Source organism: Oceanisphaera psychrotolerans (genome assembly GCF_001870485.1).
In the GTDB taxonomy this organism is placed as follows: Bacteria; Pseudomonadota; Gammaproteobacteria; order Enterobacterales; family Aeromonadaceae; genus Oceanimonas; species Oceanimonas psychrotolerans.
Map to the genome: position 1 here is coordinate 74,353 of NZ_MDKE01000068.1, position 12,667 is coordinate 87,019.

Here is a 12,667-nt window from a genome sequence, read left to right on the forward strand (position 1 = left end):
TTATCCATTAATCAAGAGTGAGCATATATGTTTGGTAAAGGTGGAATGGGCAATATCATGAAGCAGGCCCAGCAGATGCAGGAAAAAATGCAGAAGCTGCAAGAAGAACTGGCCCAGCTGGAAGTCGTTGGCGAGGCCGGTGCCGGCCTGGTTAAAGTCACCATGACCGGCAGCCACTCGGTACGTCGTGTCGAGCTGGACGACACCCTGCTGCAAGACGACAAGGAGCTGCTCGAAGATCTGCTGGCCGCCGCCGTTAACGACGCCGTGCGCCGCGTGGAAGAGCAGAACAAGACCCGCATGGGCGAGTTGACCGGCGGCATGCAATTGCCACCGGGCTTCAAGATGCCGTTTTAAGGCTTCAGCCTTGTTCGCAAGCCGGGAGCAAAGCCCCGGCTTGCCGCTTTCTGCCCACCCGTTTTCCGCTTTTTATCTCCCGAGTGACCTCATGCGTTTTAGCCCCCTGTTGGATGAATTGATCAAGAGTCTGCAAGTGCTGCCCGGGGTTGGGCCCAAGTCGGCCCAGCGGATGGCGTTTGCCCTGCTGGAGCGTCAGCGTGCCGGTGGTCGACGCCTGGCGCATGTGCTGGATCAGTCGCTGGAGAAGATTGGCCATTGTCGCCAGTGCCGTACCTTCACCGAAGAAGAGATTTGCCCGCTCTGTGCCAGCCCCAAGCGGGCGGTGAGCGGTCAGCTCTGTATCGTCGAAAGTCCGGCCGATGTGGTGGCCATCGAACAGACCGGCCAGTATCAGGGGCGTTATTTCGTCTTGATGGGGCACCTGTCCCCCCTCGACGGAGTGGGGCCGGAAGAGCTGGGACTGGACCGGCTGGCCGACTGGCTGGCCACCGAATCGTTTGAAGAGTTGATCCTGGCCACCAACCCCACGGTGGAAGGGGAAGCCACCGCCTATTTTATTGCCGATATTGCCCGCAGCCACGGTGTCGGCGTCAGCCGTATCGCCCACGGCGTGCCCATCGGCGGCGAGCTGGAGCTGGTGGATGGCAATACCCTCAGCCATTCGCTGATGGGCCGCAAGAGCTTCGCCGATTAACGGAGCTTATCTCACCCTCACCCCTCACGTTTTTCCTGTAATACAAGCCGCTCAAGCGTGACCGTGCCGAGCCGGCCCAGGAGCTGGGCGGCAGCGTCATGCTGGCAAATGCCGGCATCGGCCTCGACCATCAGCGCCCGGTTGATGTTTGCCGGTGTGGCACCCTGTAGCATCAACTGGCTCAGGGCCAGTTGCATGGGACCCAGGCTCGGATTGAAGGCGGCGTTCTCCAGATAACGGCCCCGACACATCCGGCCATCATTCAGCAACAGCGCCACCCCGGCCCGGTTATGGCTGTAGGGGGCATAGCTGGCGTTGGCCTCGGCCAGTGCAGCCAGAACCAGGGATCCCGACTATCAACGGAGAGGGTACCTGCCGGGCCATTCAGCATGCCATAGGACTGGCCAAGATCTGCCGGTCCAAAGGCATGGGGCAGCAGCGCGGCCAGGCTCAGGCGGGCATCTTCCAGCACCAGCGTGAGACACTCCTGATTCAGCTCTTGCATGAACTGACGGCAGTGGCCGCAGGGGCTGGCACTGACCACCACCCTGCGGATACCGGTTTCACCCCACAGGGTGGCATGACCGATGGCCGCTTGCTCCGCATGCAGGGCACTGTTGAGCGGTAAACCCTCGACCTCCAGATTGGCCCCCAGGTACCAGTGACCCGAGTTGCCCATCGCCAGGGCACCGACCCGGAAGCCGGATACCGGCACCCGTGCCTTGTGCTGGGCCTGGGGCAACAGCGCCAGTGCCAGCGCGTCCTCTTCCAGGCTGGTGGCCTGGCAGAGGGCCGCAATCTGTGCGGGCGTGAAACGAACGAGGTCGGCAAACCCGAGCCCTTGCAGTGCGTGTTGGAGTGATAGCGTCATCGGTTACTCCTTCTCTGGCTTCAGTACATCAACCAAAGATAAAGATGAAACAGCGGCGGGGCCAGTACGGCGGTAGCGATACCGCACACCACCATGGCCAGCGAGGCAAAGGCTCCTTGCACGGTACCGACCTCGGCGGCAGCGCCGGTGCCGATGGCATGAGCACTGGCGCCCATGGCCAGGCCCTGGGCCTCGGGGTGATGAATGCCGGCCAGCCGCAGCAGTGGAAAGCCGATCATGGCACCCATCATGCCGACGATGATCACCAGCCCTGCGGCGATGGCCGGTATGCCGCCCATCGACTGACTGACGCTCATGGCCAGCGGCGTGGTAATCGACTTGGTCGCGATGGAGGCGAGCAGCTGGGGCTGTGCCTGTACCAGGGCGCCGATCAGCAGGGTGGTGCATACCGAAATCAACACCGACAGGCTGCAGCACAACAGGATGGGCCCCAGTTGCCGGCGGATTTTGGCGGCCTGCTGGTACAACGGCAGGGCAAAGGCGACCACTGCCAGCTCCAGCAGCAGGCTAAGCGGCCTCATGCCGGCCTGATAATCGGCCGGATCCTGCCCGGTCAGCAACAACAGGGCGATGATGGCCAGTGCCGGCAGCAGGATGGTATTCACCAGCGGGCTTTTTACCTTGCGAGCCAGCTTCCTGGTCAGCAGGTAGCACAGTACTGTGAGTGGAATCGCCAGCCAGATCATCATGACTGCATCCTCTGATAGAGCCGGCCCACAACCAGCAGGATCAGCACCAGACCGCTGAGGGCGGTGCTGATAATCAGTCCCAGTCCATCGTTCAACAGGTCCACATAACCGAGCAGTCCGGCCGCGACCGGAATAAACAGTAACGCCATATGGCGGAGGATCAGCTGGCCGCCGTCATGGACCCAGCTCAGAGGAATGAGCTGGGTGTTGAGCAGAAAAAACAGCAGCAAAAGGCCGAGAATACTGCCGGGAAAGGCAAAGGGCAGCAGGGTAGCAAGACCCTTGCCTACCAGCAGGCAGGCCAGCAATATCGCAAAATCGCGTATCAGTTTCATGATGTGGCTCTTACAGGGATTGAACATAACGGGCCACCGCCTGCAGCAGGACCAGTTTGGTTTCATCTTCCTGATGTTCGAGCACCAGTTGTTCCAGTCGGTGCATATAGGGTTCGGCCTGATCCGACAGCTGATCCTGACAATGCTGTCGCCAGCGCTGCCATTCCTGCTCATTCAGGGTGTGAGGGTAATTGCGGGCCCGATAGCGGAACAGCAGCTCGGGCAGGCGGGCATCATTAAACTGCAACGGCAGAGCGGAGAGTGCATCCGGCTTGCTGGTGCGGACCATGGCCATGGCCGCCTTGTCTGCATCGCTGAAAAAGCCTCCCTGATACAGCGCCGCATCCACATTGGTGACGGAAGGAAACTCCCGCTGCTGCTGATAGAGCGCCACCACCTTTTCGCGAATCTCCGGATGGCGGCGCAACAAATCCAGACTCTGGCGGCATTGTGCCCGGTCAATGCCCAGCTCGTCGGCTCTTTGCTCGGACAGGGCGGCCGCCTTGGCCAGCGCCGGGCATTTGTTGATATGCACCAGTTTTACCGGAACCGGTGCCAGCTCGCCGAGATCTTCCCGCCTGGTGTAGAGCCGTTCATGCAGTTGCTCCGGGGTCAGTTCGACCAGCGGCGTCAGATCCATGCTCAGGTTGACGCAAATGACCGCATTGGCGTTGTCCGGGTGCCAGGCCAGGGGCGCAATCCAGCTGGCACAGCCTTGCCAGGCAGAAAACATGCCGGACACATGTACCAGGGGTTTGCTGTTGATCACGTCAATCAGCGCCTTCACCTTGTGCTTGCTGCGCAGTTCGAACAGATAGTCGAACAACTTCGGCTGGGCCTGGCGCAGCAGCCGGGCGAGGGCGATGGTGGCACGCACGTCGCCAGGGCATCGTGAGCCTGGCCATGTTCGATGCCGTTGGCCTGGGTCAGTCGCTCCAGCCTGAAGCTCGGTTTGCCATCCTCGTCTTCCGGCCAGTTGATGCCGTCCGGGCGCAGGGCATAGAAGGTGCGCGCCACATCCAGCAAATCCCAGCGGGAGTTGCCCTGTTGCCAGCTGTAGGCATAGGGGTCGTAGAAGTTGCGATACAGGGTGTAACGGGTGACTTCATCGTCGAAGCGGATGTTGTTATAACCGACGATGCAGCTGTTGGCCTGGCTGAACTGCTCATGAATGCGGGCGATAAACTCGGCTTCACACAGCCCCTGCTGCTGAACGGTTTGCGGGGTGATACCGGTGATGAGCGTCGCCTCGGGTGAGGGCAGATAGTCGACCGGCAACCGGCAGTAGAGCATCAGTGGCTCGCCAATCTCGTTCAGCTGGGCATCGGTTCGGATGCCGGCAAACTGTACCGGTCTGTCCAGCGCCGGATTGATGCCTGCGGTCTCGTAATCGTGAAAGAAAAATGTGGGCTGTGCTGCTTGGTCGCTCATGGTGTCGTGGTGTCTTGTCGCTTTGGATCATGCCAGCGGTGAGTTGATACCTGGCAGTATATCACCCTGCGGCGGCAGGCAGGGATGAACCGGGTCTAGGGTATCATCTTGTGACGGCGGCGGGCAAAGCGGGACCGAGCACCGGAACCGGGGAACGGAACAACAAAAAGGCCGGAGTTGCTCCGGCCTTGATCACAATATTATTCGGCGCTGTCTTCTACCGGCTCGTAGTCGTCGTCGCCGCTGCCTGATGCCATGGGCGAGCATAGACGATGCACTCGTTTGGGGCCGATGACCTTCAGGTATTTCAACCAGACCTTGGCATGACGGCTTTCCGTTGCGGCGCCTTGTTGAACCTGTTCAAAAAAACGTTGTTCTTCATCGCAATTCGGCGCCCGTTGCCCGGTATACAGCCCCAGCATGGCGTGGCCGGACTGCTCAAGCAGTTGTGCTTCCGCGACGGTGAACTCGCCACAACGACGCAGACCGCGAGGAAAATGGGCGAAGTCCTGAAACGGCTTGGATGACTCAAAGCTCATGTTCATTCTCACTCTATGTGGCTCTATGATTCGCGCAAAGTATGGCACTGCATCCCGGTACGCAAAATCAATTTTTTTCACGTTATATGAAAAATATTTTTACGCGTGTTTTTTGACGTCGCCATCGCCGTCGCCATCGCCGTGATCGGCCCCGTCATGGGTCAGTTCGATGAAGCGTGGGTGCTGGCGTAACGGTTCGAATTCCTCGTCTTCGGCCGCCACATTGCGCAGATGCACATTGTTCTGCACCGCCAGCTCCAGATCCGACAGTGCCTGCTCTTCATGACCCACGCCCGCATGGGCACAGGCGCGCTGATAGAGCGCGTGAGCGTTCTGCTGGTCTACCTGCAGCACCCGGTTGCACAGGCTCAAGGCCCACTGGCGCTCGTTCATCATCAGGGCGGCGTCGGCCTTGTGGGTGAGGGCATCCAGATCGCCGGGCTTGATGTCCAGGATCTGATCGTAGATGTCTATTTTAGCCTGGGGGCTTTGCTCCTGGCCGGCGCGCAACCACAGGCCGTGAATTTCCTGGAATCGTTCTATTTCCCGGTAGTTCTCCGCAATTACCTTGGTTTTTCGCTGTAGTTCACGTTCTATTTGTTTCAGCTTGTGCTCGTAGGTGCTGGTGATTTTCTTCATCTCGGTTTCGGCATATTCCCGGGCGGTCTTTTTCAGTTCCCGCAGTGATTGCCAGCCGACGATGGCCAGCACCGAGGCGGCACCGGCCAGCAGGTAGAAAAAATAGGTCACGGTCACGTTGGCGTAACTCATCGCCTTGTCGGCGACCGCCAGTTCTTTTTGTACCACCTCTTCGGTCACGTTGACCTGAAAACGGGCCATTTCGGTCCGTAACGCCTTCAGCTCATCCAGTATATAGCGCTCCATGAAGGGCGTGAGCGGGATGCGGACTTCTGCCGTGTCCTCTGCGGCGGGCTCGACAGGTTTTTCCTGCGCGAACAGGGGCAGGGAGACGATAGAAAGCAAGAGGGGTATCAATAATTTGGTCATGGGGTACCTGACTGAAGGATAAGAGCTCAAAACCTAGCCGGCGCAGGATAACCCGAGGATGATTTGTGTTCAAACAATGACTAGGCGGCACTGGGGTGCCGCCTGATAAGGGATCAAACCAGTTCTACTTCTTCAGCCTGGGGGCCTTTTTTACCCTGGGTGACCACAAAGCTGACCGGCTGACCTTCCTGCAGGGTTTTGAAGCCATCACCCTGTATTGAGGAAAAATGCACAAACAGATCCGGCCCGGACGCCCGGGTGATGAATCCAAACCCTTTTTCCTCGTTGAACCATTTTACGGTTCCTGTTTCTTTCGTACTCATAGTGTGTATCCGATTTGGTCTGACAAGGTGGAGATAACGCATCGCCACTGCATTGATAGTAGCAGCTCACCGTCAGGGGGATCCGTGAAGCCGCTAATTTCCCCGTGTTATCAGGGCTTGGAGTGGTTTCGATCGTGCCCTAATGACGAGAATTTTAGTCATGTCACTATGGTAAAATGCATGCTGTTCAAATTAATTTAACAGAGATTAGGTTGCAATTTATCAATGGTTTGTTAGGTTAATAAGGGATTTTTACTTAGCCCACTAACTAAAACAGTTTAGGACTATAAATGATTGCTACGGACACGGATACGACCATTGATTTGCAACTGCTGTTGCGCCATCCCAAGTCTACCGACGGTCATCGGGTGAATAGCCTGATCGCCCGCTGTAAACCGCTGGACACCAACTCCACCTACTGCAATCTGCTGCAATGCCTGCATTTTGCCGACACCTGTATGTTGGCCGAGGATGAAGACGGCTCACTGCTGGGGTTTATCTCTGCCTACCGCAAACCCTCTGAGCCAAGCACCCTGTTTGTTTGGCAGGTAGCCATAGATAAACGTGCCCGCGGTGAAGGACTGGGTCGCACTCTGCTCGATACCCTGCTGGGTTCTGATGCCTGTGCCGACGTTACCCATGTCGAAACCACCATCACCGCCGATAACGCCCCTTCCTGGGGATTGTTTGAAAGCCTGGCCAACAGTCAGGGCACAGGTCAGGGCGCACGCCAGGTGCTGTTCGACCAGAAGCGTCACTTCAACGGTGGCAGCAGCAGCGAAATCCTCTACCGCATTGCCCTCGGCTGATCCTGTCGGCCGACCCTCAGTATTTTTCTAATTTTACCTTTTGAGATTTGAACTCAGGACTTTAAGGAGTCGAGATGAGTATTTTTGATGTAATGGAATCCAGTGTACAAACCTATGCCCGTTCTTTCCCGGTGGTATTCAACAAGGCTCAGGGCGTATGGCTGCACGACCAGAGTGGCAAGCGCTACCTGGACTTCCTCGCCGGTGCCGGTACCCTCAACTACGGCCACAACCACCCGGTACTGAAAGAGGCGTTGATCGAATATATTCAGGCCGATGGCATCGCCCATGGTCTGGACATGCATACTTCTGCCAAGCGTCGTTTCTGACCGCCCTGCAGAACATCGTTCTCAAGCCGCGTGACATGGACCATGTGGCCCAGTTTACCGGTCCCACCGGTACTAACGCGGTAGAGGCGGCGATGAAGCTGGCCCGCAAGGTGACCGGTCGTGAGAACATCGTGGCTTTTACCAATGGTTTCCATGGCGTCAGCCTGGGTGCCCTGGCCGCCACCGGTAACCAGCACCACCGGGGGGGTGCCGGTACCGTACTGGCCAACGTGACCCGCCTGCCGTACGACGGTTATACCGGTGCCGGTGAAGACAGCCTGTTGCTGTTCGAAACCATGCTCAACGACAACTCCAGTGGCCTGGACAAGCCTGCCGCCGTGCTGTTTGAAGTGGTACAGGGCGAAGGTGGTCTGAACGCGGCCTCGATGGAATGGCTGCAGCGCCTGGAAAAAATCTGCCGCAAGCACGACATTCTGCTGATTGCCGATGATATCCAGGCCGGCTGTGGCCGTACCGGGACCTTCTTCAGCTTCGAGCCTGCCGGCATCAAGCCGGACATCATCACCCTGTCCAAGTCACTGAGTGGCATGGGGCTGCCCTTTGCGCTGGTGCTGATGCATCCCGAGCTGGATCAGTGGGAACCGGGCGAGCATAACGGTACCTTCCGGGGTAACAACCATGCCTTCATCACCGCTCGCAAGGCGCTGGAAACCTTCTGGAAAGACGATGTCTTCGCCAGCGAAGTGCGTGCCAAGGGCGAGTTGCTGACCAAGCGCATGCAGGCGCTGGTTGATCGTTTCCCGCAGCTGTTCGAGAAAGTGAAAGGCCGGGGCATGATGCAGGGTATCGCCTGTCGTGATGGCGATATCGCCGATGCGATCACCACCAAGTGCTTCGAGCGCGGTCTGATCATTGAAACCGCCGGCCCCAACGACGAAGTGGTGAAGTGTCTGTGCCCGCTGATCATCACCGAAGCCGAACTGACTCAGGGTCTGGACTGGCTGGAAGAAGCGATCAAAGAGACTGCCGGCGAACGCCTGAAGAAGGCGTCTTAAGCTCAGTTTTTCTGGCTGAAGGTTTAATGCCGGTGTCCCTTATCCGCAAAATGATTTTCACTGCCCGCCCAGGCGGGCAAGAGCAGAATAAAAGAAAGGAAATACCATGATCGTACGTACTCTTGCCGAATGTGAACAAAGCGAACGTCGCGTCCAGTCCGAAACCGGCACCTGGGAAAGCACCCGCATGTTGCTGAAAGACGACAACATGGGCTTTTCGTTTCACATCACCACCATCTACGCCAATACCGAGACTCACATCCATTACCAGAACCATCTGGAGTCGGTGTACTGCATGAGCGGCAACGGTGAAATAGAAGATCTGGCCGATGGCAAAATCTACCCCATCCAGCCCGGCACCCTCTATATCCTCGACCAGCACGACAATCATCTGCTGCGGGGCGGCAGCGAAGACATGAAACTGGCCTGCGTGTTCAATCCGCCGCTGACCGGCAAGGAAGTGCACGATGCCGATGGTGTCTATGCGCTGGAAACCGAAGCCTGAATCAAGTCCATCGGGGGCCAGGCCCCCGATTCCGGACATTTTCACTGGGCAGGGCTTCACTTCGGGGAACGCATCCAGGCCCACTGAAAATGTGCGACCACGACGACCACAGAACAAGAATTCAAGGGAGTAATAGTGTCACACACAGTAGAAAAGATTGGCGGCACCTCAATGAGTCAGTATCGGGCAGTACGGGACAATATCGTGCTGCACAAGCGCAAGCCCGGTGGCTATTATCAGCGCATGCTGGTGGTCTCTGCCTTTGGCGGCATCACCGACGGCCTGCTGGAGTGCAAGCGTACCGGCGCCCCCGGTGTCTATGCCACCTATGCGGATGCGGAAGACGACAGCGCCTGGGAACAGGCTCTGGACAACGTAAGTACCCGTATGGCTCAAATCAACAGGGAAATGTTCGGCAACACCCCGGAGCGGGCGCAGGCCGACTCTTTTCTGCAGGAGCGTATCGCTGGTATTCGTGACTGTTTGCATCATTTGCGCCAGGTTTGCGCCTTCGGCCAGTTTCAGTTGGCCGAACAGCTGCAGACCATCCGCGAGTTGCTGGCGGCCATGGGTGAGGCGCACAGCGCCCACAACATGGTGCTGTATCTGCGCCAGAGCGGTGTGAATGCGGTATTGATGGATCTGACCGGCTGGCGCACCGACGAGGCCCTGCCGCTGGATCAGGCGCTGGAACAGGCCATGGAGCGGGTCGATCTGTCCAGTCAGCTGCCGGTGGTGACCGGTTATGCCCACTGCGAAGAAGGGCTGATGAGCCGCTTCGACCGGGGTTACAGCGAGATGACCTTCAGCCGGCTGGCGGTGCTGACCGGTGCTCGCGAGGCCATTATCCACAAGGAATATCACTTGAGCAGCGCCGACCCGCGACTGGCGGGTGAAGAGCAGGTGATCCCCATCGGTCGTACCAACTACGACGTGACCGATCAGCTGTCCAATCTGGGCATGGAGGCTATTCACCCCCAGGCCGCCAAGGGCCTGCGCCAGCAGGACATTCCGCTGCGGGTGCGCAATACCTTCGAACCGGATCATGAAGGCACCCTGATCACCACCGACTATCGTAGTCCCTCACCCTGTGTGGAAATGGTGGCCGGTCGTCGGAACCTGTTTGCGGTGGAGCTGTTCGATCAGGACATGGTGGGCCGGGTATCTCATTACGCCGAGTGCTTTACCGACGAGCTGGACCGGATGAAGCTGAATCTGGTGGCCAAAGACATGAATGCCAATACCCTGACCTATTATGTGTCCGGCAACCGCAAGAAGGTTCGCCGTCTGGTCAGTGCCCTGCAGCATCGGTTTGACAATGCCGACGTGAATACCCACAAGGTATCGCTGGTATCGGCGGTGGGCAGCGACATGAGCATTCCGGGTCTGCTGGCCCGCTCGGTGGCGGCCCTGAACAAGGCCAATGTGCCGGTGCGGGCGGTACACCAGTCGCTGCGCGCGGTGGAAATGCAGTTTATCGTCGACGACGAATACTACGAGCAGGCGGTGGTTTCCCTGCACGACGAACTGGTGCAGACCCATGCCGAAACGGTCGCACTGGCGGTGGCCTGATCACTCATTGCCATCAATAACACGCCGCCCCTGCGAAGGCAGGGGCCCGGTGCGGGGCCTGCACATTGCGGGCGCCGTTCATGGATGCCTGCCTTCGCAGGCATGATCAATCAAACCCGCACCGCCCACGCTTCACCCCCTTAGTCTTCCCTGCCTCCCCACTTTTTGGCACACTGAACCCTTGTTTTCTGCAATCCGGACTCTTTCAATGGCAAAACGTGCCTGTGCCCTGCATATCCTGGTAAAAACCGAAGCCGAATGCCTGGCGATCAAACAGCAGCTCGACAAGGGCGGCGACTTCCACAAACTCGCCAAAAAGCACTCCACCTGTCCTTCCGGCAAGCGCGGCGGCGATCTGGGTGAATTCAACAAGGGCGACATGGTGGGCCCGTTCGACAAGGCGGTGTTCAGCGGCCCCGAGCTGGCCATTCAGGGACCGGTGAAAACCCGTTTCGGCTATCATCTGATCAAGGTGTTGTATCGCAACTGATCGGTACAGCCGCTGATCACCGAGGATAGCGCATGTTTCTCGAGCACATTCAGATCAGAAATTTCATGGGCCTCAATCAGCTGTCGTTGACCCTCAATCAGAGCACGGCACTGATGGGCGAGAATGCCTGGGGTAAAACCAGTCTGTTTCGCGCGCTGTGGCGACTGATGGGGCAGGGCGGTTGCTGCTACCAGTTTGTCGACGAGGACTTTTACCGGCCGGAGCCGGGCGAGACGATCGACGAACTGCAAATCGTGCTCAGTTACCGTGAGCACCGGCCTGGCATCAGCGAGCATTCGGCCCGACTGGCTCGGCTGGAGCCGGTATGGATAAAGCACAAGGACAGTTTTCACCGGGTACATTACCGGGCGCGGGCGAAGCGCACGGCCGAGGGCATTGTCAGCGAACACGACTTTGTGGACGGTGCCGGCCTGCCCATCGAGCTGGACGATGCCCATAAACTGGTGCACTACCTGATTGAAATGAATCCGATATTCCGCCTGCGTGACTCTCGCGGCACGCCGCAGGATCTGCCCATCGTCAATCTGAACGGCGATTACGAGCAATTGCTGACCCGGCTGAGTGAGCAGCTGGCGGAAGAAGAAGAGCTGAGCCAGCGGGATATCAAGGCGGGTCTGGATGCGGTGCGCCAACTGTTTGAACACTACTTCACGCCTCAGGGCGCCACCAGCCGGGCTCCCAGGCGGGCGCGGGACATTGCCATTCACCCGGTGACCCTGAGCCAGTTGGGCAAGCTGAACGACTGGCAGCCGATGGGCGAAGAAAGCGGCCTGTCGCTGGCGTTGTCGGCGGTGGCCCGCACCATACTGCAGGCGCGGGGCGGGCGCCCCATCGAAGTAGGATCCCGGCCCATGCTGTTGATTGAAGACCCCGAAAGCCGCCTGCATCCCACCATGCTGGCGGTGACCTGGGGCATTCTGGAGCGTTTTCCGGGGCAGAAGCTGGTGACCACCAATTCCGGCGATCTGCTGTCGGCCTTTCCGCTCAATCACCTGCGCCGGCTGGTGCGGGCCGAGCACGAAACCCTGAGCTTTCAGATTGGCAATGAAAAATACAGCAGCGAAGACATGCGCCGCATCGCCTTTCATGTGCGCATCAACAGACCCATGTCGCTGTTTGCTCGCTATTGGTTGCTGGTAGAAGGGGAAACCGAGATCTGGCTGTTGAACGAGCTGGCCCGTATCTGCGGTTATGTACTGCCTGCCGAGGGCGTGCGTATCATCGAATTTGCCCAGTGTGGCCTCAGTCCTCTGATCAAGGTGGCGCGAGATTTCGGCATCGGCTGGCATCTGCTGACCGATGGCGACGAAGCCGGGCAGAAATACGCTCAGGGCGTTCGTAGTTTGTTGCGCGGCGAGCGGGAAGAGGAGCATCTGACGGTGCTGCCGCGGGTCGACATCGAACATTACCTGTTTGATAACGGCCTGGAGTCGGTGTTTAGAGAAGAAGCACAAATCCACGACAAACATACCCCACCCTCCCGCATTATCGAGCGAGCCCTCAGTCGGCGCAGCAAGCCGGGCATGGCGCTGGCGGTGGTGGAAGCCATCGAGCTGCAGGGCGTGCAGCTGGTGCCGGTGGAATTGCGGCGCATCTTTGCCCGCATGGTCGCGATTGCCCGCCGACAGCGGTAGAATGCACGGGTTTATTTTCC

16 protein-coding genes and 1 pseudogene are annotated in these 12,667 nt (G+C 58.5%); 9 read left to right on the forward strand and 8 right to left on the reverse strand.

All coding sequences use genetic code 11. The features are described 5' to 3' along the window. Window positions 1-27 precede the first annotated feature (27 nt). Window positions 28-357, forward strand: coding sequence for a YbaB/EbfC family nucleoid-associated protein (locus tag BFR47_RS16055; RefSeq protein ID WP_071474001.1), 330 nt, complete (start codon window positions 28-30; stop codon window positions 355-357). A gap of 91 nt (window positions 358-448) precedes the next feature. Continuing rightward, a complete protein-coding gene (recR, locus tag BFR47_RS16060) occupies window positions 449-1,054 on the forward strand; it encodes a recombination mediator RecR (protein WP_071474002.1) in 606 nt (201 codons plus the stop codon). Window positions 1,055-1,071: 17 nt separating this feature from the next. Here the strand turns inward: recR and BFR47_RS17870 are convergent, their stop codons facing one another. From BFR47_RS17870 to BFR47_RS16095, 8 genes and pseudogenes are all read right to left on the reverse strand, one after another. Beyond that, entirely contained in the window at window positions 1,072-1,398 is a 327-nt protein-coding gene (locus BFR47_RS17870; RefSeq protein WP_139215211.1) for a hypothetical protein, read from the reverse strand. Continuing rightward, the gene (gene cdd / locus BFR47_RS16065; RefSeq protein WP_139215212.1) at window positions 1,317-1,925 is read right to left on the reverse strand and encodes a cytidine deaminase; all 609 of its coding nucleotides are present in this window, start codon (window positions 1,923-1,925) and stop codon (window positions 1,317-1,319) included. Before cdd ends, BFR47_RS17870 begins: the two co-directional genes overlap by 82 nt. Before the next feature lie 20 nt (window positions 1,926-1,945). Then, the gene (locus BFR47_RS16070) at window positions 1,946-2,635 is read right to left on the reverse strand and encodes an LrgB family protein (RefSeq protein ID WP_071474003.1); all 690 of its coding nucleotides are present in this window, start codon (window positions 2,633-2,635) and stop codon (window positions 1,946-1,948) included. Further along, window positions 2,632-2,970: a CidA/LrgA family protein gene (locus tag BFR47_RS16075; protein ID WP_071474037.1), complete on the reverse strand. Its 339-nt coding sequence runs from the start codon at window positions 2,968-2,970 to the stop codon at window positions 2,632-2,634. The genes BFR47_RS16070 and BFR47_RS16075 overlap by 4 nt, the downstream gene beginning before the upstream one ends. 10 nt (window positions 2,971-2,980) lie before the next feature. Further along, a pseudogene (sbcB, locus tag BFR47_RS16080) lies at window positions 2,981-4,401 on the reverse strand (exodeoxyribonuclease I). Window positions 4,402-4,601: 200 nt separating this feature from the next. Then, window positions 4,602-4,940 carry a MaoP family protein gene (locus BFR47_RS16085; protein WP_071474038.1) on the reverse strand — a complete coding sequence of 113 codons (339 nt, stop codon included), beginning with the start codon at window positions 4,938-4,940 and terminating at the stop codon, window positions 4,602-4,604. Between the two features lie 99 nt (window positions 4,941-5,039). Further along, window positions 5,040-5,948 (reverse strand): tetratricopeptide repeat protein, encoded by a 909-nt coding sequence (locus BFR47_RS16090; protein WP_071474004.1) that lies wholly within the window; start codon window positions 5,946-5,948, stop codon window positions 5,040-5,042. A gap of 113 nt (window positions 5,949-6,061) precedes the next feature. Beyond that, on the reverse strand, window positions 6,062-6,271 hold the full coding sequence (locus BFR47_RS16095) for a cold-shock protein (RefSeq protein WP_071474005.1): 210 nt from the start codon (window positions 6,269-6,271) through the stop codon (window positions 6,062-6,064). A 290-nt stretch (window positions 6,272-6,561) separates the two neighbouring features. On the opposite strand from BFR47_RS16095, the gene ectA reads away from it, so the two are divergent. The 7 genes from ectA to BFR47_RS16125 all read left to right on the forward strand — a co-directional run bounded on the left by ectA (window position 6,562) and on the right by BFR47_RS16125 (window position 12,647). Then, window positions 6,562-7,080, forward strand: a complete 519-nt coding sequence (gene ectA, locus BFR47_RS16100; protein ID WP_071474006.1) for a diaminobutyrate acetyltransferase — start codon at window positions 6,562-6,564, stop codon at window positions 7,078-7,080. 74 nt (window positions 7,081-7,154) lie between these two features. Next, window positions 7,155-7,409, forward strand: coding sequence for an aminotransferase class III-fold pyridoxal phosphate-dependent enzyme (locus BFR47_RS19240; protein ID WP_281245984.1), 255 nt, complete (start codon window positions 7,155-7,157; stop codon window positions 7,407-7,409). A 35-nt stretch (window positions 7,410-7,444) separates the two neighbouring features. After that, complete coding sequence (locus BFR47_RS16105) at window positions 7,445-8,425, forward strand: diaminobutyrate--2-oxoglutarate transaminase (RefSeq protein ID WP_281245985.1); 981 nt, start codon at window positions 7,445-7,447, stop codon at window positions 8,423-8,425. A 106-nt stretch (window positions 8,426-8,531) separates the two neighbouring features. Then, window positions 8,532-8,930 (forward strand): ectoine synthase, encoded by a 399-nt coding sequence (locus tag BFR47_RS16110; protein WP_071474007.1) that lies wholly within the window; start codon window positions 8,532-8,534, stop codon window positions 8,928-8,930. A 135-nt stretch (window positions 8,931-9,065) separates the two neighbouring features. Next, on the forward strand, window positions 9,066-10,502 hold the full coding sequence (locus BFR47_RS16115) for an aspartate kinase (RefSeq protein WP_083399190.1): 1,437 nt from the start codon (window positions 9,066-9,068) through the stop codon (window positions 10,500-10,502). A gap of 208 nt (window positions 10,503-10,710) precedes the next feature. Further along, window positions 10,711-10,992 carry a peptidylprolyl isomerase PpiC gene (gene ppiC / locus BFR47_RS16120; RefSeq protein WP_071474009.1) on the forward strand — a complete coding sequence of 94 codons (282 nt, stop codon included), beginning with the start codon at window positions 10,711-10,713 and terminating at the stop codon, window positions 10,990-10,992. A gap of 32 nt (window positions 10,993-11,024) precedes the next feature. After that, on the forward strand, window positions 11,025-12,647 hold the full coding sequence (locus tag BFR47_RS16125; protein ID WP_071474010.1) for a DUF2813 domain-containing protein: 1,623 nt from the start codon (window positions 11,025-11,027) through the stop codon (window positions 12,645-12,647). The last annotated feature ends 20 nt before the right edge of the window (window positions 12,648-12,667 follow it).

What these genes read in the sequence shown, in the direction of transcription:
- BFR47_RS16055 (WP_071474001.1), top strand. Translation starts at nt 28, where the DNA reads ATGTTTGGTAAAGGTGGAATGGGCAATATCATGAAGCAGGCCCAGCAG.
- recR (WP_071474002.1), top strand. Translation starts at nt 449, where the DNA reads ATGCGTTTTAGCCCCCTGTTGGATGAATTGATCAAGAGTCTGCAAGTG.
- cdd (WP_139215212.1), bottom strand. Translation starts at nt 1,925, where the DNA reads ATGACGCTATCACTCCAACACGCACTGCAAGGGCTCGGGTTTGCCGAC.
- BFR47_RS16070 (WP_071474003.1), bottom strand. Translation starts at nt 2,635, where the DNA reads ATGATGATCTGGCTGGCGATTCCACTCACAGTACTGTGCTACCTGCTG.
- BFR47_RS16075 (WP_071474037.1), bottom strand. Translation starts at nt 2,970, where the DNA reads ATGAAACTGATACGCGATTTTGCGATATTGCTGGCCTGCCTGCTGGTA.
- BFR47_RS16085 (WP_071474038.1), bottom strand. Translation starts at nt 4,940, where the DNA reads ATGAGCTTTGAGTCATCCAAGCCGTTTCAGGACTTCGCCCATTTTCCT.
- BFR47_RS16090 (WP_071474004.1), bottom strand. Translation starts at nt 5,948, where the DNA reads ATGACCAAATTATTGATACCCCTCTTGCTTTCTATCGTCTCCCTGCCC.
- BFR47_RS16095 (WP_071474005.1), bottom strand. Translation starts at nt 6,271, where the DNA reads ATGAGTACGAAAGAAACAGGAACCGTAAAATGGTTCAACGAGGAAAAA.
- ectA (WP_071474006.1), top strand. Translation starts at nt 6,562, where the DNA reads ATGATTGCTACGGACACGGATACGACCATTGATTTGCAACTGCTGTTG.
- BFR47_RS19240 (WP_281245984.1), top strand. Translation starts at nt 7,155, where the DNA reads ATGAGTATTTTTGATGTAATGGAATCCAGTGTACAAACCTATGCCCGT.
- BFR47_RS16105 (WP_281245985.1), top strand. Translation starts at nt 7,445, where the DNA reads ATGGACCATGTGGCCCAGTTTACCGGTCCCACCGGTACTAACGCGGTA.
- BFR47_RS16110 (WP_071474007.1), top strand. Translation starts at nt 8,532, where the DNA reads ATGATCGTACGTACTCTTGCCGAATGTGAACAAAGCGAACGTCGCGTC.
- ppiC (WP_071474009.1), top strand. Translation starts at nt 10,711, where the DNA reads ATGGCAAAACGTGCCTGTGCCCTGCATATCCTGGTAAAAACCGAAGCC.
- BFR47_RS16125 (WP_071474010.1), top strand. Translation starts at nt 11,025, where the DNA reads ATGTTTCTCGAGCACATTCAGATCAGAAATTTCATGGGCCTCAATCAG.